The organism is Actinosynnema sp. ALI-1.44 (assembly GCF_001984155.1).
Lineage (GTDB): Bacteria > Actinomycetota > Actinomycetes > Mycobacteriales > Pseudonocardiaceae > Kibdelosporangium.
Genome location: NZ_MTQO01000050.1, coordinates 221,736 through 247,532, shown reverse-complemented (window position 1 = coordinate 247,532; position 25,797 = coordinate 221,736). Strand labels below are relative to the sequence as shown.

Here is a 25,797-nt window from a genome sequence, read left to right as displayed (position 1 = left end):
GGGCAAATGCCTGAAGGTCACACGCTGCACCGGCACGCCCGGATGCACCACCGCCGCTACGCGGGCCACCCGGTCGAGGTGTCCAGCCCACAGGGCCGGTTCGCCGCCCAGGCGTCTGTTTTGGACGGGCGGAAGCTGGTGCGCGCCGAAGCGCACGGCAAACACCTGTTCCACGTGTACGGGCCGGATGCGGTCGTGCACATCCACCTCGGTCTGCTCGGCATCTTCGACGAGCGCAAGCTGCCCCTGCTCGACCCGGTCGGACAGGTCAGGATGCGGCTGGTCGGGCGTACACATTGGACAGACCTGCGCGGTCCGAACGCGTGTGAACTCTGGACAGCCGACCAGGTGGCGGCGTTGCGCGCGCGGCTGGGTCCGGACCCGCTGCGCCGCGACGCCGACCCGGAGCGGGCGTGGCAGCGGATCTCCCGCTCCCGCGTGCCGCTGGCGGCGCTGCTGATGGACCAGGCCGTGATCGCCGGAGTGGGCAACGTCTACCGCGCCGAAGTCCTGTTCCGGCACGGTATCCCGCCGCTGCTGCCGGGCAGGCAGCTCGAGCAGACGCTGTACAAGGAGATCTGGAACGACCTGGTCGACCTGATGAACCACGGCGTGAAAGCCGGGCAGATCGACACGGTCCGGCCCGAGCACATGCCCGAGGTGATGGGCCGCGAGCCGCGCAAGGACGCGCACGGCGGCGAGGTCTACGTCTACCGGCGTGACGGGCTGCCCTGCTATGTCTGCGGCACTCCGGTGGCCAAGACGGAACTGGCCGGGCGCAACCTCTTCTGGTGCCCCACCTGCCAAGCGGAGTAACGCCTTTCGGCTGACCGGCGTCGTTCGCGCCGACGCGGCGCGGGTATCCGACCGGCATGGTCCGTGTCGTGTTGCTTGCCCTGCTGTTGTCGAGCTGCGCCGCCTTACCTGGTCAGACGGGACCCGGCCAGAACGTGCCGGTCCAGACGATTCCCACCGGCACACCGGACGCCGCGACCGCGAAGGCGAAACTCGCCGCGCTGGTCGCCCAGGCCCCGGCGTCGCTCAACGGCTACGAACGTTCCTGCGACAAAGGCGAAACCTGCGTGTTCGGGCAGCCGTGGCTGGACGTCGACGGCGACGGCTGCGACCAGCGCAGCCAGGTCCTCGCCCGTGACCTGGCCGACGTGGTCAGGAAGGAAGGGCGTTGCTCGGTCACGTCGGGCACGCTGAAAGACCCGTACACCGGGGAAACGATCACCAGTGTGGCCAAGATCCAGATCGATCACGTGGTGCCGCTGGCGGAGATGTGGCGCTCGGGCGCGGCGGGCTGGGACGTCGGCCGCCGGGCGACCGCCGCCAACGACCTGCGCAACCTCGTTGCCGTGCAAGGGAAAGTCAATCAGTCCAAGGGCGACAAGACACCGGACAAGTGGATGCCGCCCAACACGGGCTACGCCTGCTCGTACGCCCGGATCTACGTCGGTGTCAAAGCCGACTACGCGTTGACCACGACAGCCAGCGAACGCACCGCCCTCGAACGCGCACTCAGCAGCTGCGCATAGGGAAACGGGCGGCCCGTCGCCGGACCGCCCGCTCTCTGGCTCCAGGAAATCAGAAGTCCCCGCCGCCGAAATCGCCGCCGCCGAAGTCACCCCAGTCGCCGCCCATGTCGCCGCCGCCGTCACCGCCCGTGTCGGCCATGGCGTCGGCCTGCCCGGCGTCGTATCCGGACTCCCACGCCGCGGCGTCGGGGATACCGTGCATGCCCGAGAACATCGCGTCGAACAGCAGGAACGTACCGACACCCCAAGCACCGGCGACGAGCGCGGGCTTCCACCACGGCTCGCTGTACCAGCCTTGCGGCACCGGACGGCCCGCGACGCGACCACCGGGGTAGTAGTACGGCGTGCCTTCGCCCGGCCGCGCCGACGCCGCGTACTCGTGGCCTTCGACGTTGACCCGGCGGTCGTCGGTGACGCGGCCTGCCTCGGCCTGCTCGCGGTCCTCCGGCAGCGCGGGCCCCGGGTCCAGGCCCATCGCCTCACGCGCGGCCCGCACGTAGTACAGGCCTTCCAACGCCGTCTTGGTCACCAGCTTGGCCTGCTCGGCCGTCTGCACCTGGTCCATCTGCGATCCGGCGGCGGTGTAGCGCTCGGACGCGTCGGCCAAGGCCTGCTTGGACGCCTCGTCGGTGCCGGTCAGGTTCATCACCTGGCCACCGAGCCGTTCGACCCAGCGGCGCGCGTCGGCCTTGGCGTTCTCCAGCTCGTTGCGCCGAGCTGTCGCCCGCTTGTTGGCGGCGATGAAGATCAGCCCACCCACCACGACAATCAGTACAACCACCACGATGGCCGTGCCCACGACGCCTCCACTCGAGCGCTTCGAAGTCCTCAAATTGGACAACGTCGAACGCTACCGTGTCGGTTCCCGACATGTGCGTCAGAACACCTCGGGGCAGAATGGCTGATCGTCAGCCAGAAATGCCCGAGATGCCGGAATCAGCGTCCCGGGAGTGACCTCGCGGACGCGTCCCGAGGCGGCCAGCTCGGTCAGCCGCGGGCCGCCGAGGTACACCGCGCCGAGGACCACGACGTCCATGGCCAGGTCCGGCTCGGCGTCGGTCCGTTCGACGGTCGCGGCGCCGGACGAGTCCACGACCAGCCGCCACCTGCCCTGATTCCACGGGCACAGCTCGTCGGTCACCTCGAGCACGGTGTCCAGCGGCGCGGAGTACCGGCGCTCGGCGAGCGCGCGGTCCACGTCGACCAGACGCACCCACAGCGCGTCCCGCTGCTTGCGCACGATCTGGCGGGCGTCGGCCACCACGTGGATCAGGGAATCGTCGACCGGCAGCGGCGCGTCGATTTCCGAGATCAGATCGAAGTCGAGCAGGAAACGCCAGAGCGCGGCCGCGGCCACCGGGGTGTCGGCGGCGAACTCGTACACACCGAGTTCGCCTTGCGGGCCGCGGTCGCCCTCTTTGCGCTTGGTCCGGTAAATCACGTACCCGTCCGGGTGGACAGCGAAGGTCAGTGCCGAGGAGCCTTCCCGGTCGGCCTCGTCGTCCCACAGGTACAGCGTCCATGCCTGCTCGTCGCGCGACAGCCAGCCGGTTCGCTGGGGCGCGATCCGGTCGTAGATCCCTTTGACGAGCGGAAGCGCCTGCTCACGGGGTACGAGCCGGACCCGGTGCTCACCGACATCCGTGCCCGGCCGGAACCGCAGGCCCTTCGGAATGCTCGCCCGCGTGTACTGCGAGGCCACGCCGTAGCCGAAGCGGCCGTAGATCCCGCCTTCCGACGCCCACAGCGCGGCGACTGGCTCAAGGCCCTTGTCGTGCAATTCGTGCAGCTGTGCCCGCATCAGCTGCGTCAGCGCGCCACGCCTGCGCTGGTCCACCTTCACCGTGACGGTGGTGACCGCCGCGAACGGCCGCGACCCGACGCCGGGCAGCGTCATCCGCCGGGTCAGGACGGCTGCTGTGCCGACGCACTCGTCGCCGTCGAACGCGACGTGCATCCGGCCGGGGTCCCACTCGTGGCGGTACCACTCTTCGTCCTTGTCCTTGATCTCGTGCAGGAATGCGGACATGAACGTGGTGAACACGGTGGTGAAGTCGGCGTCGGTGGCGGTGCGTACGGTGAACTCTGGCACCCTCGCATTCCTAATCGAACCGGCCAGATGTTGCCACTGAGTTTCCTGTGGACGTATGGTGTGCGCAATTTCCGGCCGAGCGGGGAATGACGTGGGGTAGGGATCCATGCGCCTGGACACCCTGACTCTGGTGCGAGAGGCACACGCCGAGGACTCGGCGAGCATCGGCGAGGTGCACGCGGAAGCCTGGCGTGTGGCGTACCGGGACTTGTTCGAATCGCGGTTCCTGGCCGCGCAGGTGGAGATCCGCCGCGGCCAATGGGCGGATCTGCTGGCCGACGGCGACCTGCGCGGTACGGTGCTGCTCGCCGAACGCGGCCACCGGGTGGTGGCCTTCAGCCATTTCGGGACGTCCGGCGAAGACGGCAAAGGTGAGATTTTCGCGTGTTACGCACGCCCGTCGGCGTGGGGGACCGGCGTCGCGTCCACGCTGATGCAGCGCGTGCAGGAGGCGCTCGCCGAGGCGCGGCACCGCGACATCAGAGTGTGGACGCTGTCCGGCGCGAACCGCTCACGGCACTTCTACCGCAAGGAGGGGTTCCGCGAGTCGGGGCGCAGGCGGGAATGGGACTACGGGGACGGCAGGCCGGTGCTGGAACTGGAGTACGTCCGCAGCATCCGGCACCTGCGTCACTGAGGCTGGTCCAGAGCGGACAGAGCCGCGCGGACGAAGTCGGGGATCGGTTTCTTCTGGTTGGTGGCGGGGTCGACGAAGACGTGCCTGATCTCGCCTTCGGTGATCAGTTCACCGCGGACCCGGAACCGGGGCAGGACGACCATGCTCGTGGTGCCGAGGTGGTGGACGGGCATCTCGATGTCGACCTCGTCGTCGAACGCGGCGCTGCGCACGTAACGGAGCCGCGACTCGGCGACCATCATGTCGGCGCCCTTCTCGACCATCTCCTGATAGCTGCACACGTGCGCGCGCCACAACTCGGTCAACGCGACGTCGTAGTAGAACATGTAATGCCCGACGAACATCACTCCCTGCTGATCGCACTCGCTGTAGCGAACCCTGATCCTGTGCACGAACATGACACATTGTTGCGCAAAGTCAGCCGACAAGCGCGTAAGCCCGAACAGGGAACGTTCCCATCCCCTTGACGGCTGGCGGAGCGGCGTGGAATCGGAAACCATGTGGCGGCAACGCATCGAGCCCGGTCAAGTGCTCGACCACAGGAATGCCCGCGCCCAGCAGAGCGGTGTGCGCGGGTCGCTTGCCGTCGGTCGTGTCATCGATGTTCATGGAGTCGATGCCCACGACAGCGGATCGTTGTTCGACGAGCCACCGCGCGGCGTCCTCAGTGAGGAACGGATGCAGACCACTGGTGTACTCAGCGGTGCCCCAGTGCTTGTCCCATCCGGTGTCGAAGAGAACGGCCTTGCCCGTGACCTCATAGGCCAGCAACAGCTTGCGGTCGATCACCCGCTCGCCGACCCGGACGACGATGCCGTCGACATCGACCAGGCGGCCGAGTTCCAGCTGTGAGACGTCCTGCCCGCCGCGGAACCGGTGCACCGGACTGTCCACATAGGTGCCGGTGTTGCCGACCATGCTGATCTTGCCGAGGTGGAACTCGGTGCCGGGCGAATAGTGGCCCTGTGAGTCGGTGAACGACAACCAGTCGCTGATCTCCGGCCCGGGAAGCCCGGAGTGAGTGGTCATGTCGTGTTCGATGACGTGGCTGAGGTCGATGAGGCGCTGTGTGGCGGCGGTGGTCTCGGTGCCGCGCGAGCCCTTGTGGGGTTCCTGGACGAGGGACTTGTTGGAGATGGTGACGGAGCCGACCATCAACAGCCCGAGGTGCCGTACGAACAACTCGCCGAGTTCACCGTCGTCGATGTCGTCGCCGGGGATGTCGAGCCGGAATTCCTGGGCCTGCAAAGCCCCGCCGTTGCTGAAGGTAACGGCCGCGTCGAACTGCACTCGCCACTGGACACCAGGCGATACTGTCATCCCGTGGACACGATGCTCGCGTGTGCCACGTCGCACTCCATACACCCACTGCCCTGGCGGCAAAGGAGAACAGTGGGATCCGCGGTCACCCTCGGTACACCGACCCGCACCAGATCCGCAGCGGAGAACAACCGCGCCTGAGCGTTCCCTACCGTCCCTAGACGCTGTGCGTCGCCGAGCCAGTCGTCAGCGGCGTCGAATCCCTGACAGCAATGATCCGGCTCACTGATGGTGACCTTGCGGACCCCGTCGCCATGGGAAACCAACGCCCAGTGCTCCCCACGGTAAGGAACCCCAGCCAGGTCCTCAACGAGGTGCATGGTGGTGTTCGCGTCGTGGCCGACGCCCAGCAACAGCACAGATCCACCGAGCTCGTAGACCCGACCGATCGGACTGTCCAAACCATGCGGTGGCGAAAGCGGCTGCGGCGCGACGATCCGCTCAGCGAACCGGCCGACAGCGGCGAACGTCGACGACGGATGATCACCCCGAAGCACCCCAGGCAACCGCCAGAAAGTCTCGGCAAGAACGCCCATGTCGCTGGTCGGAGTGCGCACGGGGTCGTACGGCTCAGGCCTGCCGCCCCCAGTCATCGACGGCATGACCAACGTCCCGTCAGCACCAACAGCAGCACGCAACGCCTCGATCAAACCAAGCGGACCACCCTCAACCGGCCCAACGGCCCGAAAGGACGAATGAACAACCAGGACATCCCCACCATGAACACCGAGCGCCCGCAACTGCCCACCAAGCTCCGCGACCATGAATTCCAGTGAACCACGCACGCGAACAACCTTCTGGTGACCGGCTAGGAAGTGGTTCGCCGGTCGGCCTGCACGGCTCGCCAAGCCAGCAGACGGCGGTACGCCTCCAAGCCGTCCGGCACCCAGGCCCACTCGGGCAGCCGCGATTCCAACTCCTCGACGGTGAGAAAAGCATGCCAGGCGACTTCCTCGACCTGCGGATCGACAGCCAGCGTGCACCGCACCTCATAGACAGCGGACCACCATGAGTGGTCCGCCGTCTCGTAGAGAAACTTGAAGAGTGGTACAGGCGCAGCCAACCCCGACACGCCCAGTTCCTCCTCAGCCTCACGCAAGGCGGCCTCGTCGTAGGACTCACCGGCCCCGACCACCCCGCCCACGAACATGTCGTACAGCGACGGAAAAACAAGCTTCTGCGCAGTGCGGCGATGCACGAAGACACGCCCACCCGCATCGCTTGCCAGCACAAACACGCAGCGATGCCGCAACTTACGGGCGTACACATCCTTGCGCGGCGCTTGCCCAACCACCTGATCGTGCTCGTCCACGATGTCCAACACTTCATCCGCCGACAGATCAGCCATACGAACATCCAACAGCACGTGCACGGGGCCCATCGATCAGCGATCGTCCGATGTGGACCCGGTTGGCACGTCGATCACGGGCACAACGGTCGGAGGTCAGTGAACCTCATCCGGCCGCTGGTGGGCTTCAGGCACCTCCTGGCCGTTGGGGTAGGTGACGGTGGCGAACCAGGACGTACACCAGACAGTGATTCGATCCGGTTCATAGACAGTCTCGAACGGATGGTCATCCCAGTGACCGTACGAAGTGACCACGACGGACTCGCCAGGTCGCAGCCAGTAGTCCTGCCCGATCGGTTCGAGAAACAGCTCCAGCAGACGGTCGCCGTTGTTATGGACCCACAGGGGAACGGCGTTGCCCATCCGTCGGATGCTTTCGAAACTGTAGTCGCCAGCTTGCGCCATGTTCCGTTCCAGCGGCGCCATGATTTGCTCGATGCTGAAAATCGGGTTCGGCTTCCCGCCATCGTGTTGCCCCATGCCGACGATTCTGCCAGTCCCAGGACCTGCACATGAGATGCTGTGGCACGGTCAGCGCGACCCGTCACGGTGGCCAACTCATCAATCGGAACGCATCCACCAGGCGGCTCACCGGATGAACCCGTGCCACACACGCGGCGCTGGGTCCTGACTGTTCCCCGAGTGGTGTTCAGGCAGGCTTCCTGCATCTCGGATTTCGACTCGGCCCCTGTAGCCCTGCGCTGCGGCTGTTAGCAACCCGGTAGCCTCAGATGGATGCCAATCGAAGATGCCGCTGGCAATACTTCGCGGTGTTAGGGTATCGCATCGCTCGACTACCTGTTGTTCGGAGAGTTCGCCGTCCATTCCGGGGCCCCTCCGCCACCTGCGGCGACGTAGAGCGTGGAGGTCACCTCTGTGACGTTAGCCTTGCGATTGGGTGTACAGCCATGCGCAAGCGGCCTGGTGTTCACGCGTTGGGAAATGATTTTCGAGTCGTGCGGACTTCGTCGATGATGGCTCGGGCGCCGGGGTCGTTCGGATATGCATGGTGAATCTCGCCGATAATGTCCTCTACGACCATGGAGAGTGTGCCCATGGACTTGCGGCTGATCGCCAGGGCAGTCCTAGTCCACTCCGCAGCGGCGTCGATGTCGCCGGTTCGGGCAGCTATGACGGCGAGGACGAAGCGCGCTTCGCTGGCGCGCATGGGGCTCTTCTCGGTGCCGTCTGGCCGTTGAGAAAGGCGGATCACCTCGTGGGCGTGTTCCGCGGCTCGCTTGTTGTCGCCGACCATCCAGTAGCAGTCCATCGCGTAGAAGTCCCACTTGTTCGGGTCGATGACGAAGTGGTTCTCCGGTCGCGTGGGGTGCTCGTGCTTGGCAAGTAGGCGGTAGCCGTGGTCCAGGGCGCTTTGAACGCTCTGTTTGTTGTTCATGCGGGCTTGAGCCTTGGCGGCCTGGGCTGCGAGCTGCACGGCTACCGATGCGTTGGGCGCTGACCTCGTGCCTGCCTCGGCGTACTCGCCGACTGAGCGGAGGCGACCCTGGGTGAGGGCAAACCAGGCGCTGAGCTCGAACGACCAGGCAACGATCTCGCCGTGGCCGGTTTCCTTGCCGAGACTCTGGGCGGCAACGCGGGTCAGCTCGGCCTGGCGGACGCGGCCAAGGTCGTAATCGAGGCATCCGATGAGGAGGGTCAGCCACCCGGCGCTCACGAGTAGATCGCGGTGGTCCCGCAGTGTCACGGGGCCTTCGAGCAACTGGGATACGTACTGCAACCAGCTCTTGGCGTCGCTGCGCAACTCCTCGGGATCCCGCCAGGCGTACTCGCAGCAAAGCTGCTCAACCACGACCTCAAGCTGCTCGACGGTTTCCTTGCCGACGTCCGTGCGGCGCATCCTGCGGAGTAGCTCGCTGACATCCCACGGATCGCTGCCGTTGGCGACGACTAGAGAGCTGGGCTGCGGTTCGCGGGCGGCGTGGAAGGCTTGGGTGAGACGGCCTTGGCCTTGGAGCACCTCGTCGATACGCTCGACCATGGCTAGATCGGGGAGGAACTGCCCGCCCTCGGCCCGGCTGATCTGACTCTGACTCCACAGAGCGGCTTGAGCGAGCTCGCTCTGGCTTATATGGGCACGGGTGCGGAGCGCTTTGAGCGCCTCCCCGAACGCCTCCACCAAGACCAACTCCGATTCCTTATGCGCATGTCATGCGCGTCTCGCTCATATCGTCGTCTTCCCTCAGCCTAGCGCCGATGCTGATCGGTACAGGGTGACTCGTGTCTGACGAATGCATGAAGGGAGGCCCGGCGATGAGCGTCTACGTCGTGATTCGTATCAATCAGTCTCAAGAGGACCGTGCGCATACCGGTCTGGCCACAAGCTGCGGTGCCTGCTCGGTCAACCAGTCCGCTGGCGAGACGAAGGCGGCTTGAGATGACTGCAGGAACTGAGTGGCAGGTTGGGTCTGACACGCGGGTGATCCTGCACCCGCAGGACGAATGGGGTCCGGTCCGGTTGTTCTTGGCGGACGCGTCCTACTCGCTCACGCTCGTGCCGCCGACGGATCGTGAGAAGCGCGCGGAGTTCGCGGCCTTCTTGGTGGATCTCGCTGAGGCCGCGCGGGAGCTTGCGGCGATATGTCAGGAGCGGGTGTGATGACAGCGCCCGTAGAGGTGGTGCGGTCGTTGCGGTGTCAAGCGGCGCGGTTCGCGGTGCTCGCCAACACGGACCACAACAACGCTGCTGCCGCTTGGGAAGAGGCCCTGCACCTGCGCTGCCGGGCGGCAGTGATCGAGCAATTGTCTGAGCTGTACGGCGAGTTGGGCTCAGAGCTCAGGGCATTGGACGCGTTCACGAACAGCTTGCGGAGGTTGTCATGAGGGGACCGTGGAAGCCGACTGCTGATGGCCTGGCGTTGGCAAGGCAGCTCCGCCAACTGCGTGAGAACTCCGGACTGACACAGGAAAAGGTCGGCGAACAGCTTGGCGGATCGGCAAGCAAGATTCACAGGATCGAACAGGGACAACTGCCCTGGCCGGACGAGCTGGGCATGATGCTCGACCTGTACAAGGTTCCTGACTCGAAACAGGCTGTACTCCGGGAGACCGTGGACAAGGCGTGGCAGCCTCGCCGGACTCGCGACAAGCAGGATGGGGAGGGTGTCGAACCGCAGGTTCACGATTCCTGAGTGGACATTCGGAACCAAGCCCGGCGGAACGGCAGCCACCCGTGGGCTATATCTGCACGACTTGAGGCAGTGCCGTCGCCGCTGAACGGGCGCGACGCTCAGCGAGCTGATGGCCGGACCGTGCCGATCCACCTTCACGCTCATGAGGAGCGCGTGCAGGACATCGCGGGCGGATCGACCAGAGGTGGGCGACCGCGGCCAGGCCAGTATGTAGGGCGAATAAGGGCTCGCAGAGCCTCGGAGGAGGGGGACCGTAGGGCCCTGACCAGCTCGGAGGAAGGTGGAGCGGGTGACGGGAATCGAACCCGCATGACCAGCTTGGAAGGCTGGGGCTCTGCCATTGAGCTACACCCGCGTGCGCCCACCGGGGGTGGGTGCGGAATAAGAGTAGCGGGTCCCGCTAAGCTACGTACGCAGGGCCCGGCAATCAGGGGTCGTGAAGTACCGGGATGTAGCGCAGCTTGGTAGCGCATCCGCTTTGGGAGCGGAGGGTCGCAGGTTCAAATCCTGTCATCCCGACAGTCGGGGCATCACCGCTGGTGGTGCCCCATTTTGTTGTCCTGGCGAGGTGTGCGGTTGGTCAGGTGCTCGGTGACACTCCGCTTGGACGGTTTCAGGCGTGCCGCCCGGCACGCCTGCGAGGCTTGGAGTTTTTGACCCGCTGTGTTGATGTGAGGTAGATCACTGTGCGTGCCGGGCTCGATGAGGTGCTCATCGCCGTAGGCGGGTTTCTGCTATCCCAGGGCGCTGGTTGGCGGCAGGAGGCGTTGCGAGGGTGATGCCCGCGTTCGTGATCATGCTCAGGTCGAGGTGCCAGTTCTGCGTTGAGCGGTCCCGCCAGATCGCGAAGGCGCGGTCGATGTGTTGTCGCGCTTGGGAGTCGGTCATTCCTGTGACCGCGCACAGATGCTTGAACGCGGCATCGGCATGGCCTTTGATCTGCGCGAGGCCGAAGTGCGTCGTGCGATGGCAGTCCGTGCACAGGCAGATCAGTCTGACCAGCTTCTGTGTCCACGTGGCCGAGTCGTAGGACCAGCGTTCGTGGGCTTCCAGCCAACGTTGGGCTTCGCGGTCTTCCGCACGCCCGCAGATTTCGCATCGGTGGTTCGCCCTGCTCGTGAGCGTGCGGCGCAGCCGTTCCCAATCACGTGGGGCGATGCAGTAACGAACATTGGTGAACCAGCAGGAACTGGGAACCAGGTCGACGTGCAGCCCCGCCCCGAAAGTCCGGTCTTCGCCCGGCAGCAGTGCGGGTATCTCGGGCAGCGCCGTCCAGCGGTTCAGGGCCGTCATGCCTGCGTGCGGGGCGTACCACCGCTTGGCCGACGGGTCCCACCGGGCGCCCGCGGACTTGGCTTCCTCCTTCTCCCCGAACGGCACGTCGAGCCAGATTCGCTCGCTCACCATGAGCCTCCCTGCCTGTATGGATCGAAATCAGCGCCACAGAGTGCACCTCGGCAGTCGCGAAACTCGACTGACCGGGCTGCTCGCCTCGGACCACATCTGCGACCAGGGAAGTCGCGTAGCGAGTGGACTGCGTAATGGACCGTTCACCCCATGGCGCTGAACAAGGCCGGACGTCAGGTCTGTGTGGTGTCACCAGCCGGTCGCTCTTCACGAGCTTGCGTGTCTTGAGTCACATCGAAGCCGCCCGTGGCGTTGATCGTCACCGAGTACACCTCGTCGAAGCCGTCGGCCAAGGTCGGCTGCCGGATCAGGCGCAGGGTGGTGAACAGGCCGACGTCGGGTACCGGGTCGGCCCGTGCGGCGTTGCGGGCGATGGAGGCTTCGACGTCCACCGGGAACCAGTAGGCGACGGCCGGGGCGCCGAACGAGTGGGCCAGTGCGATGAGGGGTGCCCATTCGGCCGGTGAGGGGTTGGTGTTGTCCACTGCCACGCTTCTGCCTGCCGTGAGGGCTTCGTCGATCAGCCTCAGTTGGCGTTTCTGCCGGTTGCGGGCTTTCGGGAAGTTGTCCTTGCTCACGTGATCGTGGGTTCCCGCCAGGTGTTCCCGGTGGAAACTCGTCTTTCCCGAGGCTTGCAGGCCGATCAGGATCGCCACCCGCATCCGGCCAGTATCCACCCCCGCCCGTCCGACCCGCACACCTCGCCTAGACTTCTCTGGTAACTCCCGGCTTGTTTTTTCGGCTCGGGTGTTCCCACATGCCATTTCGCACGAGGAGTCTTACGTTGAAGAGCACCGTCGAGCACCTGAGCCCGACAAGGGTCCGGATCAACGTCGAGGTGCCGTTCGACGAGCTCAAGCCGAACTTCGACCGCGCATACCGCAAGCTTGCCCAGCAGGTGCGCATCCCTGGTTTCCGTCCGGGCAAGGCGCCCGCGAAGGTGCTGGAGAACCGCCTCGGTCGCGGTGTCGTGCTGGACGAGGTCGTCAACGAAGCCATCCCGGCCAAGTACATGGAAGCCGTCAACGCCGAGGAGGTCCGCACCCTCGGCCGCCCCGACATCGAGGTCACCAAGATCGAGGACGGCGACCACCTGGCCTTCACCGTCGAGGTCGACGTCCGCCCGGAGATCACCATCCCGGCTTTCGGTGAGCTCTCCGTCAGCGTCGACGACATCGAGATCGACGACGAGGAGGTCGACCGCCAGCTCGACGAGCTGCGCGCCCGGTTCGGCACCCTCACCGGGGCCAACCGCCCCGCCGAGGACGGCGACTTCGTCTCCATCGACCTCTCCGCCACCGTCGACGGCCAGGAGGTCACGGAGGCCGCCACCACCGGCCTGTCGTACCAGATCGGCTCCGGCGAGCTGATCGAAGGCATCGACGAGGCCATCATCGGCTCCGAGGCCGGCGAGACCAAGACGTTCGTCTCCAAGCTGGTCGCGGGCGAGTTCGCCGGCAAGGACGCCGAGATCTCCGTCACCGTCCAGTCGGTCAAGGTCCGCGAGCTGCCCGACGCCGACGACGAGTTCGCGCAGATGGCCAGCGAGTTCGACACCATCGACGAGCTGCGTGACAACCTCCGTGAGCGCGTCTCGATGGCCAAGAAGATGCAGCAGGGTGTCCAGGCCCGCGACAAGGTCCTCGAGGCGCTGCTGGAGACCACCGAGGTCCCGCTGCCGGAGAGCGTGGTCGGCGCCGAGGTCGAGATGCGCGCGCACGACGCCGTGCACGCGTTCGACCACGACGACGCCAAGTTCAACGAGTACCTCGAGTCGCAGGGCCAGACGCGCGAGGAGTTCGACGCCGACGTCCGCAGCGAGTCCGAGAAGGCCGTCAAGACCCAGCTGGTGCTCGACTCGGTCGCCGACGCGGAGAACCTCTCCGTGTCCGACCAGGAGCTCACCGAGCGGATCATCTACCAGGCCCAGCGCTTCGGGGTCAGCCCGGACGAGTACGTCCAGCGGGCCCAGCAGTCCGGCCAGCTCGGCGCCATCTTCGCCGACGTGCGCCGCGGCAAGGCACTGGCTTCCATCGTGCGCCAGGCCACGGTGACCGACGCCAGCGGCAACTCCATCGACCTCGACGCGCTGTTCGGCCCGGCCTCCCCGGCCGAGGAGGACGCACCCGAGGTCGTCGAGGCGGAGCCGGTCGAGGCCAAGTAGTGACGCTCTGAGCGAACGTGGGCGGTGTCGGGAAGTCGGCGCCGCCCGCCTTCGTTAATGTCGGTTGCGAGAGATGAGCTCGAGTTCTTTCAGGAGAAGGCAGGCAGACGTGACGCAACACCACGCGCCCCAGATGCGGTCCGGCACCGCGGGGCTGACCTTGAACGACTCGGTGTACGAGCGGCTGCTCCGCGAGCGGATCGTCTTCCTCGGCTCCGAGGTCGATGACGAGATCGCCAACCGGATCACGGCGCAGCTGCTCCTGCTGGAGGCCGAGGACCCCAAGCGCGACATCGTCTTCTACATCAACTCCCCGGGTGGCTCGGTCACCGCGGGCATGGCGATCTACGACACCATGCAGCTGATCGAGCCCGACGTGCAGACGTGGGCGATGGGCCTGGCCGCGTCCATGGGCCAGTTCCTGCTGTCGTCGGGCACCCCGGGCAAGCGTTACGCGCTGCCCCACGCGCGGATCATGATGCACCAGCCGTCGGCCGGTGTCGGTGGTACCGCGTCCGACATCGCCATCCGCGCCGAGGTGTTCGGCAAGTGGAAGCGCGAGATGGCGGAGATCACGGCCGAGCAGACCGGCCAGACGATCGAGAAGATCACCGCCGACGCCGACCGTGACCGCTGGTTCACCGCCGAGGAAGCCCGCGAGTACGGCTTCGTCGACCAGGTTGCCACCCGCGGCTCGTCCGCGCGCAACTGACCGGTGACTGAAAGATAACGAGGAGTAGCAGTGAGTGACTTCCAGCTCCCACAGTCCCGGTATGTGCTGCCTTCCTTCGTGGAGCGCACCAGCTACGGGGTCAAGGAGTCCAACCCGTACAACAAGCTCTTCGAAGAGCGGATCATCTTCCTCGGTGTGCAGATCGACGACGCGTCGGCCAACGACGTGATGGCGCAGCTGCTGTACCTGGAGTCGGTCGACCCCGACCGGGACATCGAGATGTACATCAACTCGCCGGGCGGTTCATTCACCTCGCTCATGGCGATCTACGACACGATGCAGTACGTGCGTCCCGACGTGCGCACCACCTGCCTCGGCCAGGCCGCGTCGGCCGCGGCCGTGCTGCTCGCCGCCGGTACCCCCGGCAAGCGGATGGCGCTGCCCAACGCGCGGATCCTGATCCACCAGCCGTCGATCGAGGGCGTCTACGGGCAGGTCTCCGACCTGGAGATCCAGGCCAACGAGATCGGCAGGCTGCGTCGCCAGATGGAGCTCACGCTGGCGCACCACACCCGCAAGTCGGCCGACGACATCAAGGCCGACATCGAGCGCGACAAGATCCTCACGGCGGAGGACGCGAAGAACTACGGGATCATCGACGAGGTTCTGCCGTACCGCAAGCTTTCCGCGGCGAATTGATCCGTCGGACCTGACTCGTCCCAGCCGATCTCGCGTTTCGTCCGACACGCGGGGCCGTGATGGCATACGGTCGGTGACGAGGGTTGTCACCGGTATTCGGCAACGGACGGGTCAGGTTCTCCCGCTTTGTGGCACTTGGCACGTACAGTCGAGGGGTGCGCGGGCAGAACCGCCGCCGCGGGAGTCACCCCGACTGGTGTTGAAATCGAACACCCGAGCGGGCGAAACGCTCGAGACAAAGCCAGGCGTACCAGCCGGTACGCCGGAGGGGACAAGGTCAGCGGTCATGGCACGTATCGGTGACGGCGGAGACCTGCTCAAGTGCTCCTTCTGCGGAAAGAGCCAGAAGCAGGTGAAGAAGCTCATCGCCGGCCCCGGCGTGTACATCTGCGACGAGTGCATCGACCTGTGCAATGAGATCATCGAGGAAGAGCTGGCCGAGGCCGGTGACGTCAAGCTCGACGAGCTGCCCAAGCCCGCCGAGATCCACGACTTCCTCGACCAGTACGTGATCGGCCAGGACGACGCTAAACGCAGCCTCGCCGTAGCGGTGTACAACCACTACAAGCGCATTCAGTCAGGCGACCGGGTCCGTGAGGGGCGGGACTCCCGCGAGGAGACCGTCGAGCTCGCGAAGTCGAACATCCTGATGCTCGGGCCAACCGGCTGCGGCAAGACATACCTGGCCCAGACGCTGGCCAAACTGCTCAACGTCCCGTTCGCGATCGCGGACGCCACGGCGTTGACCGAGGCGGGTTACGTCGGCGAGGACGTCGAGAACATCCTGCTGAAGCTGATCCAGGCAGCGGACTACGACGTCAAGCGCGCCGAGACCGGCATCATCTACATCGACGAGGTCGACAAAATCGCCCGCAAGTCCGAGAACCCCTCGATCACCAGGGACGTCTCCGGAGAGGGCGTGCAGCAGGCGCTGCTCAAGATCCTCGAGGGCACCACCGCGAGCGTTCCGCCGCAGGGCGGCCGCAAGCACCCGCACCAGGAGTTCATCCAGATCGACACGACGAACGTGCTGTTCATCGTGGCCGGTGCGTTCGCGGGGCTGGAGAAGATCATCCAGGACCGGGTCGGCAAGCGCGGCCTCGGCTTCGGCGCGGAGATCCGCACCGCGGCGGAGATCGACAAGAGCGACGTGTTCTCCGACACCATGCCGGAGGACCTGATCAAGTTCGGCCTGATCCCCGAGTTCATCGGTCGTCTGCCGATCGTCGCCAGCGTGACGAACCTCGACAAGCGCTCACTGGTCACCATCCTCACCCAGCCGCGCAACGCCCTGGTGAAGCAGTACCAGAAGCTCTTCGAGATGGACGGCGTGGAGCTGGAGTTCACCGACACGGCGCTGGAGGCGATCGCCGACCAGGCGATCCTGCGCGGCACCGGTGCCCGTGGCCTGCGCGCGATCATGGAGGAAGTCCTGCAGCCGGTGATGTACGACATCCCGAGCCGCACGGACGTCGCCAAGGTCGTGATCACCGAGCAAACGGTCAGGGAGAACGTGAACCCGACGATCGTGGCCCGGCAGCCCACCCGCCGGGAGCGCCGCGAGAAGTCGGCCTGAAAGGCGGAACGACCAACCTCCGCGAAATCAGCACTTGGACGCCTCCGCCCTGGAAAGGGCAGAGGCGTTCAGGCGTTTCGGGGGGCGTGTTTGCCCAGGAAGGCCAGGACGTCCGGGACGATGCGGCGGTAGAACGGGTCGCCGTGCCCACCCGGCCCGGTGTACGCGATCTGCGGCTTGGCCAGCTTGATGAACTTGCGGGTGCCTTCGATGAAGTGATCCTCGGTGCCGCACCAGATCCCGACCGGGACGCTGCCCATCTTGTCCACGTTGCGCAGCGGGTCGAGCGACGCCCACTCGGCGGTGTCCTTGAACGCCTTGCGGGTGCTCATCTCACGCCAGGACGTCAACAGCCCGGGGGAGATGGCCGCGATGGCCTTCGCCGGGTTGCCCTGTTCGTTGCGGCGGCGCCCGTACAGCAACGCGCCGAAGCCGCCCATGGAGATGCCCGCGCACGCGAACGGCGTGCCGTCGGCGCCGCCGAGACCGCGTTCACGCATCCAGCGAGGCACCTCGTCGAGCAGCATGGCCATGGAGTTGTCGCCGCGCTGGTTCTCGTGCCAGTAGTTGTCGCCGCCGTCCAGTGCCACGATCGCGAACGGCGGGATGGCTCCTGAGGCCGACAGGTCGATCAGCTTGCGGGCCATGCCGGTGGGCGCGGCGCGGCGGGCGTTGCCGTGCAGGCCGTGCAGCAGCAGGCAGACCGGCAGCTTCTGGTGACGGGCCCGGTCGGGCAGTAGCGTGACCATGTCGATGTCGCGCTTGCGCCGCTGGGAGTGGACTCGCTCGTGTTTGATCACGACCTCGTCCGGGCCGACCGGCGCGGACGAGGTGCCCAGTGCGTCCCCGAGCAGGTTGGCCACCGGCAGCGTGCCGGTGGCGGTGCTCAGCACGAGGCCGGCGGTGGCCAGCCCGGCCGTGCCCGCGACGAGCACCGACCTGCGGCTCATGCGCCGCTTCTCAGGCTCTTCGGTCTCTGCCACCCCTGGTCCTTCCCCCGCCCGTACACATGCTCTACCACTCAGACGTATTTGAGGGCGAGAAAGTTGCTTTCCGTAGCCACCATCGGGGGAATGGGTCGGGGCATTACCGTTCGGCGCAGTTAGGTCCGTCACTCACGGTCATCGGGGAGTCGCTCGATACCCGTGTAGACATTCATCGAGTCGCCGCGTACGAAGCCCGCCAGCGTCATGCCGCTCTCCTCGGCCAGTTCCACAGCCAGTGACGACGGCGCCGACACGGCCGTGAGCACGGGTACTCCGGCCATGGCTGCTTTCTGGACGAGCTCGAACGACGCCCGGCCCGACACCATCAGGACTGTCCCGGTCAGCGGGATGTGGTCGTTGAGCAGGGCCCAGCCCATGACCTTGTCGACCGCGTTGTGCCTGCCGACGTCCTCGCGCACGACGAGCATGGTTCCGTCCGCACGGAACAGTCCGGCCGCGTGCAGTCCGCCGGTGGAGTCGAACACGCGCTGCGCCTGGCGCAGCGCGTCCGGCAGGGCAGTCAGCACGGCGGGGGAGAACGTGGTGGTGTCCCCAGCCGGGGAATGCCGGGTTTTCAGCCGTACGGCGTCCAGTGCGGCCTTACCGCACACCCCGCACGAGGACGTGGTGTAGAAGTTCCGCTCCACGCCGGTGGCGGGCGGTGGCACGCCTGGCGCGAGCGCCAGGTCAAGCACGTTGTAGGTGTTGCGGCCGTTGTCGTCGACGCTGTCGCAGTAGCGAGCCGTCAAGACGTCCTCTTTGTCACCGATGACTCCTTCGGTGAGCAGGAATCCGTGGGCGAGCTCGACGTCGTGTCCCGGGGTGCGCATGGTGACCGCGAGCGCCTTGCCGCCGACGCGGATCTCCAGCGGCTCCTCGGCGGCCAGCACGTCCGGCGTACGGCGTCGACCGTTTGGCGACAACTTGACGACCGGTCGGCGAATGGTTACCCGACCCATGCGGACTCCTCCTTGAAGCGATGCGTCCAGACCATTAGTTTGCCTACTCAACAAGCAGCGTGGGAGGTCGACGATGGCCCGCGGATTCCTGGACCGCTCCCGTAGTATCGCGCCGGCGGGCTGGAGTCGCTGGCTCGTTCCGCCCGCCGCCCTGTCGGTTCACCTGGCGATCGGGCAGGCGTACGCCTGGAGCGTGTTCAAGCCCCCGCTGGAGAAGTATCTCTCACTGAGCGGCGCGCAGAGCGCGTTGCCGTTCCAGTTGGGCATCGTGATGCTCGGCCTGTCCGCGGCGCTGTTCGGTACGCGGGTGGAGCGCAACGGTCCACGGTGGGCGATGTTCGTGTCGCTCTGCTGCTTCTGCGGCGGCTTCCTCGTCGCCGCGCTCGGTGTGCTCACCAAGCAGTACTGGCTGGTGGTGCTCGGCTACGGCGGCCTGGGCGGTATCGGCCTGGGCATTGGCTACATCTCGCCGGTGTCGACTCTGATCAAGTGGTTCCCCGACCGTCCCGGCATGGCGACGGGCATCGCGATCATGGGGTTCGGCGGGGGCGCGTTGATCGCGACGCCGTGGTCGACCGCCATGCTCGACGCGTTCGGCGTCACCTACAACAGCACCGGTGTGGTGACCGGAGTCGAAGACGGGGCGATCGCGCTGGCGTTCCTCGTGCACGGCCTGGCGTACGCGGTGTTCATGACCATGGGGGTGCTGCTGGTGCGTGTGCCCGCCGACGGCTGGCGCCCGGCCGGGTACAACCCCGCCAACGACAAGGCGCACGTCCTGATCACGACCGCCAACGTCTCGGCGAAGAACGCCGTCAGGACACCGCAGTTCTGGTGTCTGTGGGTGGTGTTGTGCTTCAACGTGACGGCGGGCATCGGCATCCTGGAGAAGGCCGCGCCGATGATCGGCGACTTCTTCCGGCAGACGCCGACCCCGGTGACGGCCAGCGCCGCCGCGGGCTTCGTCGCGTTGCTGTCGCTGGCGAACATGCTCGGCCGGATCGTGTGGTCGTCCACGTCGGACCTGATCGGCCGCAAGAACATCTACCGGCTCTACTTGGGACTCGGCGCGATCCTGTACCTGATCATCGCGCTCGTCGGCAACGACGCGAAGATCGTGTTCATCCTGTGCGCGATGATGATCCTGTCGTTCTACGGCGCGGGTTTCGCCACGATCCCGGCGTACCTGAAGGACCTCTTCGGCACCTACCAGGTCGGCGCGATCCACGGTCGCCTGCTGACCGCGTGGTCGGTGGCGGGCGTGCTCGGCCCGTTGATCGTCAACGCGATCGCGGACGCGCAGAAGTCGGCGGGCAAGAGCGGCCCGGCGCTGTACACCACGTCGATCTACATCATGATCGGGCTGCTCGTCATCGGGTTCGTCGCCAACGAACTGGTCAGGCCGGTCAACGCCAAGTTCCACGAGAAGACCGCAGCGGAGGTGGCGCGATGACTGGCCCAACGCCCGAGACCGACCAGGCACCGGCCGACCGCAGGCCGCTGATCACGATCGCCTGGTTGTGGGTGGGGCTGCCGTTCGCCTACGGCGTGTACGAGCTGGTGCTGAAGGTCACGCAGCTGTTCAAGGGCTGAGCTGCTCGGTGAGCGCCCGCAAGGCCGAATGCACGTGTTCCTCGGCGAAACGGGTGACCGCGTGCGCTTCGCCGCGCTCGAGCAGCTTCACCATCTGCCGGTGCTCGTCCACGACGACAGCACGGTATTCGTTGTGTCCCAAGCGGATGCGGGTCAGCTGGAACAGGTAGACCTGTGACCGCACGGCGTACCAGGCCTCGATCAGCCGCCGGTTGGCGGTGGCCTGGTAGATCGTGTCGTGGAACTCGATGTCCAGTGCCAGCAGGTTTTCGCTCGGCACGCCGTCAGCCAGCCCGCCCGCCATGGTGTCGACCAGCCTGGTGAGGGCCGTGAGGTCGACGCGGCCGATGGCGGCGCGCCCGGCGAGCCCTTCCAGTGCGGCCCGGACCGAGTAGACCTCCTCGGCGTCCCGCGCGGTCAGGTCGATCACCTTCGTGCCGCGGTGCCATTCGCTCTGCACCAGGCCCTCGCGTTCCAGGATCGCCAGTCCTTCGCGCACCGAACCGCGGCTGACGTCGAGCTGGGCGGCCAGGTCGACCTCGCGCAACGCCGACCCGGGTGGGAAGTCACCGCCGAAGATCGCGTCCCTGATCCGGTCGGCCGCCTCCTCCGCCAGGCCACGCCTGCCTGCTGGTCGCAACATGTCTGAATGTTGACATTAGGACGTCCGCGGGTCAAGGTGGAACCATGACATCCAACGCAGGCCGTGTGGCACTCAACCGCACCTCAGGGGACCGTGGCGCAAATCAGCCACCGGTACGCACTGAAACTGAGCGGTGCTCACCCAAGGTGACCAAGCGTCAAAGTGTCGGGGAGGCGGAACAGTCATGAACCGACCTGGATTTCACCTCGCCATCCCCGTCGACGACCTGGTCAAGGCCCGTGAGTTCTACGGCGGAGTGCTGAAGCTCGACGAGGGCCGCTCGGCCGACGCCTGGGTGGACTGGAACTTCTACGGCCATCAGGTCGTGACCCACGTCGTGCCCGGCCCGCGCGCCGACTCCGGCCGCAACCCGGTCGACGGCCACGACGTGCCCGTCCCGCACTTCGGGCTGCTCCTGCCCATCCCCGAGTTCCACGTCCTGGCCGACCGGCTGCGCGCGGCCGGGACCGAGTTCGTGATCGAACCGTACCTGCGGTTCGAAGGCGAGCCGGGTGAGCAGTGGACCATGTTCTTCCGCGACCCGGCGGGCAACGCGCTGGAGTTCAAGGCGTTCAAGGACGAGTCGCAGGTGTTCGCGAAGTGAGGGGCGTCCTGGTCACGGGCGGCGCTCGCGGAATCGGCGCCGCCATCGCCGACGCGTTCCGCGAGCAGGGCGATTCCGTGGTCGCGCTGTCCTCGGCGGACGCGGACCTCGCCGACCCGGCCGCCGTTGAACGCGCCGTTGCCCACGCGGTGGACACCCTTGGTCGCATCGACGTCCTGGTCAACAACGCCGGTCTGGTCGAGCTCGGCTCGTTGCCGGAGCTGTCGTACGCGGACTGGCAGTCGATCTGGCAGCGGACGTTCGCGGTCAACGTGTTCGGCGCGGCCAACATGTCCTACTGCGTCGCCAAGCACATGATCGACCGGGGGATCAGCGGCCGGATCGTCAACGTCGGCTCCCGTGGCGCGTTCCGTGGCGAGCCGGGTATGCCCGCCTATGGCGCGAGCAAGGCGGCGCTGCACTCGCTCGGCCAGTCACTGGCGGTCTCCCTTGCGCCGCACGGGATCGCGGTGACGTCGGTGGCTCCCGGCTTTGTCGCGACGGATCGCGTCGCCGACATGATGACCGACGACGTGCGGCGGCAGAGCCCGTTCGGCCGGGTCGGGCGGCCGGAGGAGATCGCGGCCGCGGTCGTCTACCTGGCCTCGCCCGCTGCCGAGTGGGCGTCCGGCACGGTTGTGGACCTCAACGGCGCCTCCTACCTGCGGACCTGACCGACCGTGTCCCAGAATTCGCACTGATGTGTCGCGGCGAGGTCGACCCGCGCCGGGTGCCCGCTGGTCAACGAAGCAGTCGTGGGGTAGCGCGGCCACGGGACGGAACCGGTGTGGGCGAACCTCGCCCAGTACTCGATCATGCGCTGTGACAAGGTGTTTCGCGGTTGTTCGTAGCCGGGGAACAGGTACGGCAGGTCGGACGCGTGCGGTGCGCCCGGCGGGAACGTCAACCCGGGGACCGGCGGGCTGGGCTCGGCGAACTCGTACGACCACGCGCCGAGGTCCCGGTTTCGTCTCGCTGTGGGGCAGGCGAAAACCACGTCCGTGGTGATGGCTGCCCACGCTTGGCTCGGCGAGGCGAACCGGGTCAACGGATACCGCTGCGCGACAAGGGTTTTGGTGTCGCCGAACGCCGTGCCCACCAGCGATTCGTACTGCGCCGACGTGATCGGTTTTCCTGCGAGGTCGTAGAAAACCGTTGCGGTGTAGCTCATCTCGTCCTTGGTGATCCCCGACAAGACGGGCACCTTGTGGACCTGCCCGGTCGCGATCGAGGCAGCCGGGTCGCGCGGCAGCACGGCGTTGCCGAATGTCGGCGAGATGAACTCGTGGTGCTTGGTCAGCAGTTCCCGCGTGGACAGGCGCCGCAGGCAGGTGATGTCGACGCAGCCCAGTTCGTTCGCCACTCGTTTTCCGTCGGGCTCGCGTTCTGCCGTCGGCATCCACTGCGGGAACGACGGCAGGCCGGGGAACATCGCCCCGGCGGGCACGGTGCCGGTGCAGGGCGCGCTCATCAGGATCACACGTTCGAACAGGCCCGCCGCCGTCGGTGACGAGAGGTGCCCGCAGACACTCTTGCCTCCGGCGGATTCCCCGGCCAGTGTGACGTTGCCGGGATCGCCGCCGAACCGGGCGATGTTGCGCCGCACCCACCGCAGCGCCGCCTGCTGGTCAGCCAACGCGAATCCGCCGGACCCGGCAAGGCCGGGGTAGGCGAGCAGGCCGAAGATGCCCAGCCGGTAGTTCACGGTCACCACCACGACATCGCCGCTGACCGCCAGCCGCCGTGCGTCGTAGTCGCTGCCCGCTTCCTCGGTGAACCCGCCGCCGTGCAGCCAGACGAACACGGGTTTGCCGGACGTGCCGCCACGCGGGACGGTCACGTTGAGGAACAAGCAGTCCTCGGCCGTGCTGCCTTGGTTTCCTTGCTGTGACGCCAGTTGTGCGCAGCGTGCGCCCGGTCTGGTGGCGTCACGGACGCCGCTCCAGTCGCCGGGTGGTTGCGGCGACCGCCACCGCAGCTCGCCCACAGGCGCCGCGGCATACGGAATTGCTTGGAACAGGCGGTAATCCGCTGCTTCCACCCCTCGAAGCACGCCGTTCTCCACCCGGACCACGTTCGCGGTGGACGCCGCTGGAATGACGACCATCGTGGCCAGTACGGCCGCCACGACAGTGAGTCTCGTCCTCCATCGCATGATGGGACCCCTTCCCTCAAAACAAGTCAACCGTATCGAAATGCTCGGCGCAGGGCAATACGGCTATATTGGGAAGGTGTCCACGCAGCGGACCCGCGGTGTCGGAGCCGCCCACGACGAGCGGCAGCTCGAGATCGTCGACGCGGTCGTCGCCCTGATCGGCGAACAGGGGCTCGACGGCATCAGCCTGCGGGACGTCGCTTCGAGGGCGGGGGTCTCACTCGGCCGGGTCCAGCACTACTTCCGCACCAAGGACCAGATGCTCCAGGCCGCGTTCCGACGCGTGAACGAACTCGGCGCCGCGTTCGTCAGCCAGCGCCTCGCCGACACCGGCGACACGTCGCCCGAAGCGGTGATCCGTGCCATCGCCACCGAGCTGCTGCCCATCGACGACCTGCACAGAAACGCTCTACGCGTAGGCACGGCCTTCACGGCCCGAGCGCTGGTCGACAGCGAGTTCGCCGCCCGGCTCAGCACCGGCTACACCGAACTCCACACGCTCCTGGTGCTGCTGCTCACCCAAGCCAGGGACGCGGGCGTGGACGTCGACCCGGAGCCCGAGGCGCGGCTCCTGCTCAGTCTGATCGAAGGCTTGAGCACCCACGCGCTGATCGGTCACCACACGCCGGACATGGCGTTGGAGGTGCTCGAAACCCACCTCGACCGGATCTTCAGGACGTGAGGTCGTCGGATCTCCCGGCGTGGAGCCGTGACCACTGGGCGATCGGGCGGCCGTCGGTCCGGATGCGTTCGGCGTTGCCCGTCCACGGCTGGGGCCAGCCGGACGGCGAGTCCTCCCACGGCTCCTGCCGTCCGAACACCGTCAGATCCATCAAGGCGTAGCTGTAGTCCATGACCTCGACGCCGCGGTAGTTCGTCCAGTAGGTCTCGTAGACGCGGTCGCCGTCACGCACGTAACACACCAGGTGCATCAGACCGACCTGGCGCCCGATGAGGAGCGCGTCGAGCGACTCCTCCGCCGAGTACCAAGGCATCTCCCAGCCCATGAACTCGCGGTAGCGGACACCTTCGTCGTACGGGCCCTGGCAGACGACCGCGTAGGTGATGTCACGGGAATGCAGGTAGGACAGCTCCGCGACCTGGGTCGTGCACCACGTGCATCCCTCACACTGGTCGGGAGCGGTGTGGCCGTGGTGCCACATGAAGTAGTAGACGATCAGCTGCTGGCGGCCTTCGAACGCTTCGAGCAGGGTGACCGGGCCGTCGGGCCCGGTCAGCTCGAGGTGGCCGGGCACCTCCACCATGGGCAGCCGCCGCCTTGCCGCCGCGATGGCGTCGCCTTCCCTGGTGTGCGCCTTCTCCCGGACCCGGAGCTTGTCCAGTTCGGCCTGGAACGTCTCCCGGTCCACGACCAGGGGCAGTGCTTCGTCGGTGGTGTCGAGGTCCGCAGGTTCGTTGGTCACGACTGCTCCTCTCGGTAGCCCTCACTTGCATCAACGGCGCGATCGAGATGTTCCTTGAGCGCGCCGAGCGGGTTGTCCCAGTCGCGGGCGAGTGCGGCGAGGAACTGCTGCGCCACCTGCATGGGCGCGGACTGGAGCCGGTAGCGCACCCGGCGGCGTTCGCCTGGCTGGGCGGTGACCAGTCCGGCGTCGGCGAGCAGGGTGAGGTGTTTGCTGATCGCCTGCCGGGTGATCGGCAGGCGGTCGGCCAGTTCGGTGACCGTGGCGGGTCCCCCGGCCGCCAGCGCGGCCAGGACGGCGCGGCGGCTCGGGTCGGCGAGGGCGACGAAGACCTGTTCGGCGATCGCTTCGATGTCAGGCGGCATTGAGGTAGTCGATCAGCTCGCCCAGTTCGCTCGCCCACCCCCTGGTGTTCCCGTCGTACGCCTCGGCGTAGGCGCCGTCGGGAAGCTGGGCGAACCCGGTCTCGACCACGGTCAGCCGGGTCCCCGTGCCGTCCGGCTCCAGGGTGAACTCGACGTACGTGCGGCGGGGGTCGTTGTCGGGCAGGCCGTAGATCTGCCAGGTGAAGCCGAACACCGTCGGCTCCTCCACCCGCTCGATCCGGAGGTTCTGTGTGAACCCTTCGTCCCATTTCAGCTGGCCCGTGCCGCCGGGGCGCAGGTCGATGGTGGCCGTGTTGCCGAACCACGTGCCGAGGCCCTCGGCGGTGGTGAGCGCCGCCCACACCTTGTCCGGGGTGTGCGCGATGTCGACAGTGCGTTCGATGCGGTCGGGGAATGCCATGAGATCCTCCAGTGTGGCAACCAGTTGGTTGCCACACTATG

General features: G+C 66.7%; 33 protein-coding genes and 2 tRNA genes. 16 read left to right on the top strand and 19 right to left on the bottom strand.

Translation table 11 applies throughout. The annotated features are described in order from the left end of the window. Window positions 1–6: 6 nt before the first annotated feature. Window positions 7–816: an Fpg/Nei family DNA glycosylase gene (locus ALI144C_RS33615; RefSeq protein ID WP_076991227.1), complete on the top strand. Its 810-nt coding sequence runs from the start codon at window positions 7–9 to the stop codon at window positions 814–816. A 56-nt stretch (window positions 817–872) separates the two neighbouring features. Then, window positions 873–1,541, top strand: coding sequence for an HNH endonuclease family protein (locus ALI144C_RS33610; protein ID WP_076991226.1), 669 nt, complete (start codon window positions 873–875; stop codon window positions 1,539–1,541). A 49-nt stretch (window positions 1,542–1,590) separates the two neighbouring features. Here the strand turns inward: ALI144C_RS33610 and ALI144C_RS33605 are convergent, their stop codons facing one another. Further along, window positions 1,591–2,340 carry a hypothetical protein gene (locus ALI144C_RS33605; protein WP_076991225.1) on the bottom strand — a complete coding sequence of 250 codons (750 nt, stop codon included), beginning with the start codon at window positions 2,338–2,340 and terminating at the stop codon, window positions 1,591–1,593. A 78-nt stretch (window positions 2,341–2,418) separates the two neighbouring features. Next, window positions 2,419–3,633, bottom strand: a complete 1,215-nt coding sequence (locus ALI144C_RS33600; RefSeq protein WP_076991224.1) for a GNAT family N-acetyltransferase — start codon at window positions 3,631–3,633, stop codon at window positions 2,419–2,421. A gap of 130 nt (window positions 3,634–3,763) precedes the next feature. Here ALI144C_RS33600 and ALI144C_RS33595 point away from each other — a divergent pair, with 130 nt between their 5' ends. Continuing rightward, window positions 3,764–4,270 carry a GNAT family N-acetyltransferase gene (locus ALI144C_RS33595; RefSeq protein ID WP_168211409.1) on the top strand — a complete coding sequence of 169 codons (507 nt, stop codon included), beginning with the start codon at window positions 3,764–3,766 and terminating at the stop codon, window positions 4,268–4,270. Here ALI144C_RS33595 and ALI144C_RS33590 read toward each other — a convergent pair. The 7 genes from ALI144C_RS33590 to ALI144C_RS33560 all read right to left on the bottom strand — a co-directional run bounded on the left by ALI144C_RS33590 (window position 4,264) and on the right by ALI144C_RS33560 (window position 9,075). Then, window positions 4,264–4,668 carry an acyl-CoA thioesterase gene (locus ALI144C_RS33590; RefSeq protein WP_076991222.1) on the bottom strand — a complete coding sequence of 135 codons (405 nt, stop codon included), beginning with the start codon at window positions 4,666–4,668 and terminating at the stop codon, window positions 4,264–4,266. The genes ALI144C_RS33595 and ALI144C_RS33590 overlap by 7 nt on opposite strands. A gap of 19 nt (window positions 4,669–4,687) precedes the next feature. Continuing rightward, window positions 4,688–5,590, bottom strand: coding sequence for a cyclase family protein (locus ALI144C_RS33585; protein WP_076991221.1), 903 nt, complete (start codon window positions 5,588–5,590; stop codon window positions 4,688–4,690). After that, window positions 5,587–6,354, bottom strand: a complete 768-nt coding sequence (locus tag ALI144C_RS33580) for an AAC(3) family N-acetyltransferase (RefSeq protein ID WP_076991220.1) — start codon at window positions 6,352–6,354, stop codon at window positions 5,587–5,589. The genes ALI144C_RS33585 and ALI144C_RS33580 overlap by 4 nt, the downstream gene beginning before the upstream one ends. A gap of 44 nt (window positions 6,355–6,398) precedes the next feature. Then, window positions 6,399–6,962 (bottom strand): NUDIX domain-containing protein, encoded by a 564-nt coding sequence (locus ALI144C_RS33575; protein ID WP_202819124.1) that lies wholly within the window; start codon window positions 6,960–6,962, stop codon window positions 6,399–6,401. A 72-nt stretch (window positions 6,963–7,034) separates the two neighbouring features. Continuing rightward, window positions 7,035–7,418 carry a hypothetical protein gene (locus tag ALI144C_RS33570; protein WP_083753616.1) on the bottom strand — a complete coding sequence of 128 codons (384 nt, stop codon included), beginning with the start codon at window positions 7,416–7,418 and terminating at the stop codon, window positions 7,035–7,037. 108 nt (window positions 7,419–7,526) lie between these two features. Next, window positions 7,527–7,763, bottom strand: a complete 237-nt coding sequence (locus tag ALI144C_RS59205; RefSeq protein WP_076991219.1) for a DUF1152 domain-containing protein — start codon at window positions 7,761–7,763, stop codon at window positions 7,527–7,529. Between the two features lie 103 nt (window positions 7,764–7,866). After that, window positions 7,867–9,075, bottom strand: a complete 1,209-nt coding sequence (locus tag ALI144C_RS33560; protein WP_076991523.1) for a helix-turn-helix domain-containing protein — start codon at window positions 9,073–9,075, stop codon at window positions 7,867–7,869. 258 nt (window positions 9,076–9,333) lie between these two features. Between ALI144C_RS33560 and ALI144C_RS33555 the strand changes: the two genes are divergently transcribed. From ALI144C_RS33555 to ALI144C_RS33545, 3 genes are read left to right on the top strand one after another with little or no spacing between them, the layout of a single operon-like run. Next, on the top strand, window positions 9,334–9,555 hold the full coding sequence (locus tag ALI144C_RS33555) for a hypothetical protein (RefSeq protein ID WP_076991218.1): 222 nt from the start codon (window positions 9,334–9,336) through the stop codon (window positions 9,553–9,555). Next, window positions 9,555–9,779: a hypothetical protein gene (locus ALI144C_RS33550; RefSeq protein WP_143231022.1), complete on the top strand. Its 225-nt coding sequence runs from the start codon at window positions 9,555–9,557 to the stop codon at window positions 9,777–9,779. Before ALI144C_RS33555 ends, ALI144C_RS33550 begins: the two co-directional genes overlap by 1 nt. Beyond that, window positions 9,776–10,087 carry a helix-turn-helix domain-containing protein gene (locus ALI144C_RS33545; protein ID WP_083753615.1) on the top strand — a complete coding sequence of 104 codons (312 nt, stop codon included), beginning with the start codon at window positions 9,776–9,778 and terminating at the stop codon, window positions 10,085–10,087. The genes ALI144C_RS33550 and ALI144C_RS33545 overlap by 4 nt, the downstream gene beginning before the upstream one ends. A 281-nt stretch (window positions 10,088–10,368) precedes the next feature. On the opposite strand, the gene ALI144C_RS33540 is transcribed toward ALI144C_RS33545, so the two are convergent. Beyond that, window positions 10,369–10,442: transfer RNA gene (locus tag ALI144C_RS33540), tRNA-Gly, on the bottom strand. A 90-nt stretch (window positions 10,443–10,532) separates the two neighbouring features. Here ALI144C_RS33540 and ALI144C_RS33535 point away from each other — a divergent pair. Further along, window positions 10,533–10,606: transfer RNA gene (locus ALI144C_RS33535), tRNA-Pro, on the top strand. 192 nt (window positions 10,607–10,798) lie between these two features. Here ALI144C_RS33535 and ALI144C_RS33530 read toward each other — a convergent pair. Together ALI144C_RS33530 and ALI144C_RS33525 are read right to left on the bottom strand one after the other, a co-directional pair. After that, complete coding sequence (locus tag ALI144C_RS33530; protein ID WP_202819123.1) at window positions 10,799–11,491, bottom strand: DUF5710 domain-containing protein; 693 nt, start codon at window positions 11,489–11,491, stop codon at window positions 10,799–10,801. A gap of 176 nt (window positions 11,492–11,667) precedes the next feature. Then, window positions 11,668–12,156 carry an ATP-binding protein gene (locus ALI144C_RS33525; RefSeq protein ID WP_076991214.1) on the bottom strand — a complete coding sequence of 163 codons (489 nt, stop codon included), beginning with the start codon at window positions 12,154–12,156 and terminating at the stop codon, window positions 11,668–11,670. Window positions 12,157–12,278: 122 nt separating this feature from the next. Here ALI144C_RS33525 and tig point away from each other — a divergent pair, with 122 nt between their 5' ends. The 4 genes from tig to clpX all read left to right on the top strand — a co-directional run bounded on the left by tig (window position 12,279) and on the right by clpX (window position 16,606). Continuing rightward, on the top strand, window positions 12,279–13,658 hold the full coding sequence (tig, locus tag ALI144C_RS33520) for a trigger factor (protein ID WP_076991213.1): 1,380 nt from the start codon (window positions 12,279–12,281) through the stop codon (window positions 13,656–13,658). 109 nt (window positions 13,659–13,767) lie between these two features. Beyond that, the gene (locus tag ALI144C_RS33515; RefSeq protein WP_269086715.1) at window positions 13,768–14,370 is read left to right on the top strand and encodes an ATP-dependent Clp protease proteolytic subunit; all 603 of its coding nucleotides are present in this window, start codon (window positions 13,768–13,770) and stop codon (window positions 14,368–14,370) included. 30 nt (window positions 14,371–14,400) lie between these two features. Next, on the top strand, window positions 14,401–15,030 hold the full coding sequence (locus tag ALI144C_RS33510; RefSeq protein ID WP_076991211.1) for an ATP-dependent Clp protease proteolytic subunit: 630 nt from the start codon (window positions 14,401–14,403) through the stop codon (window positions 15,028–15,030). 286 nt (window positions 15,031–15,316) lie between these two features. Further along, the gene (gene clpX / locus ALI144C_RS33505; protein ID WP_076991210.1) at window positions 15,317–16,606 is read left to right on the top strand and encodes an ATP-dependent Clp protease ATP-binding subunit ClpX; all 1,290 of its coding nucleotides are present in this window, start codon (window positions 15,317–15,319) and stop codon (window positions 16,604–16,606) included. A gap of 68 nt (window positions 16,607–16,674) precedes the next feature. On the opposite strand, the gene ALI144C_RS33500 is transcribed toward clpX, so the two are convergent. Together ALI144C_RS33500 and fdhD are read right to left on the bottom strand one after the other, a co-directional pair. Next, on the bottom strand, window positions 16,675–17,556 hold the full coding sequence (locus ALI144C_RS33500; RefSeq protein WP_083753614.1) for an alpha/beta hydrolase: 882 nt from the start codon (window positions 17,554–17,556) through the stop codon (window positions 16,675–16,677). A 161-nt stretch (window positions 17,557–17,717) separates the two neighbouring features. After that, window positions 17,718–18,551, bottom strand: a complete 834-nt coding sequence (fdhD, locus tag ALI144C_RS33495; RefSeq protein WP_076991209.1) for a formate dehydrogenase accessory sulfurtransferase FdhD — start codon at window positions 18,549–18,551, stop codon at window positions 17,718–17,720. A gap of 73 nt (window positions 18,552–18,624) precedes the next feature. On the opposite strand from fdhD, the gene ALI144C_RS33490 reads away from it, so the two are divergent. Further along, on the top strand, window positions 18,625–20,004 hold the full coding sequence (locus ALI144C_RS33490; protein ID WP_076991208.1) for an OFA family MFS transporter: 1,380 nt from the start codon (window positions 18,625–18,627) through the stop codon (window positions 20,002–20,004). After that, window positions 20,001–20,144, top strand: coding sequence for an MFS transporter small subunit (locus ALI144C_RS55840; RefSeq protein ID WP_168211408.1), 144 nt, complete (start codon window positions 20,001–20,003; stop codon window positions 20,142–20,144). Before ALI144C_RS33490 ends, ALI144C_RS55840 begins: the two co-directional genes overlap by 4 nt. Here ALI144C_RS55840 and ALI144C_RS33485 read toward each other — a convergent pair. Continuing rightward, window positions 20,134–20,787 (bottom strand): GntR family transcriptional regulator, encoded by a 654-nt coding sequence (locus ALI144C_RS33485; RefSeq protein ID WP_076991207.1) that lies wholly within the window; start codon window positions 20,785–20,787, stop codon window positions 20,134–20,136. The genes ALI144C_RS55840 and ALI144C_RS33485 overlap by 11 nt on opposite strands. A gap of 184 nt (window positions 20,788–20,971) precedes the next feature. Between ALI144C_RS33485 and ALI144C_RS33480 the strand changes: the two genes are divergently transcribed. Both ALI144C_RS33480 and ALI144C_RS33475 read left to right on the top strand, forming a co-directional pair. Continuing rightward, entirely contained in the window at window positions 20,972–21,391 is a 420-nt protein-coding gene (locus tag ALI144C_RS33480) for a VOC family protein (RefSeq protein WP_076991206.1), read from the top strand. Next, a complete protein-coding gene (locus ALI144C_RS33475) occupies window positions 21,388–22,065 on the top strand; it encodes an SDR family NAD(P)-dependent oxidoreductase (RefSeq protein WP_076991205.1) in 678 nt (225 codons plus the stop codon). Before ALI144C_RS33480 ends, ALI144C_RS33475 begins: the two co-directional genes overlap by 4 nt. Here the strand turns inward: ALI144C_RS33475 and ALI144C_RS33470 are convergent. Continuing rightward, window positions 22,050–23,546, bottom strand: a complete 1,497-nt coding sequence (locus tag ALI144C_RS33470) for a carboxylesterase/lipase family protein (RefSeq protein WP_076991204.1) — start codon at window positions 23,544–23,546, stop codon at window positions 22,050–22,052. The genes ALI144C_RS33475 and ALI144C_RS33470 overlap by 16 nt on opposite strands. A 76-nt stretch (window positions 23,547–23,622) precedes the next feature. On the opposite strand from ALI144C_RS33470, the gene ALI144C_RS33465 reads away from it, so the two are divergent. Continuing rightward, entirely contained in the window at window positions 23,623–24,228 is a 606-nt protein-coding gene (locus ALI144C_RS33465) for a TetR/AcrR family transcriptional regulator (protein WP_076991203.1), read from the top strand. Here ALI144C_RS33465 and ALI144C_RS33460 read toward each other — a convergent pair. The 3 genes from ALI144C_RS33460 to ALI144C_RS33450 are packed head-to-tail and all read right to left on the bottom strand — an operon-like array spanning window position 24,218 to window position 25,756. Beyond that, window positions 24,218–24,970, bottom strand: coding sequence for a DUF899 family protein (locus tag ALI144C_RS33460; RefSeq protein WP_076991202.1), 753 nt, complete (start codon window positions 24,968–24,970; stop codon window positions 24,218–24,220). The genes ALI144C_RS33465 and ALI144C_RS33460 overlap by 11 nt on opposite strands. Next, on the bottom strand, window positions 24,967–25,335 hold the full coding sequence (locus tag ALI144C_RS33455; protein WP_076991201.1) for an ArsR/SmtB family transcription factor: 369 nt from the start codon (window positions 25,333–25,335) through the stop codon (window positions 24,967–24,969). The genes ALI144C_RS33460 and ALI144C_RS33455 overlap by 4 nt, the downstream gene beginning before the upstream one ends. Continuing rightward, complete coding sequence (locus tag ALI144C_RS33450) at window positions 25,325–25,756, bottom strand: SRPBCC domain-containing protein (RefSeq protein WP_076991200.1); 432 nt, start codon at window positions 25,754–25,756, stop codon at window positions 25,325–25,327. Before ALI144C_RS33450 ends, ALI144C_RS33455 begins: the two co-directional genes overlap by 11 nt. Window positions 25,757–25,797: the final 41 nt, after the last annotated feature.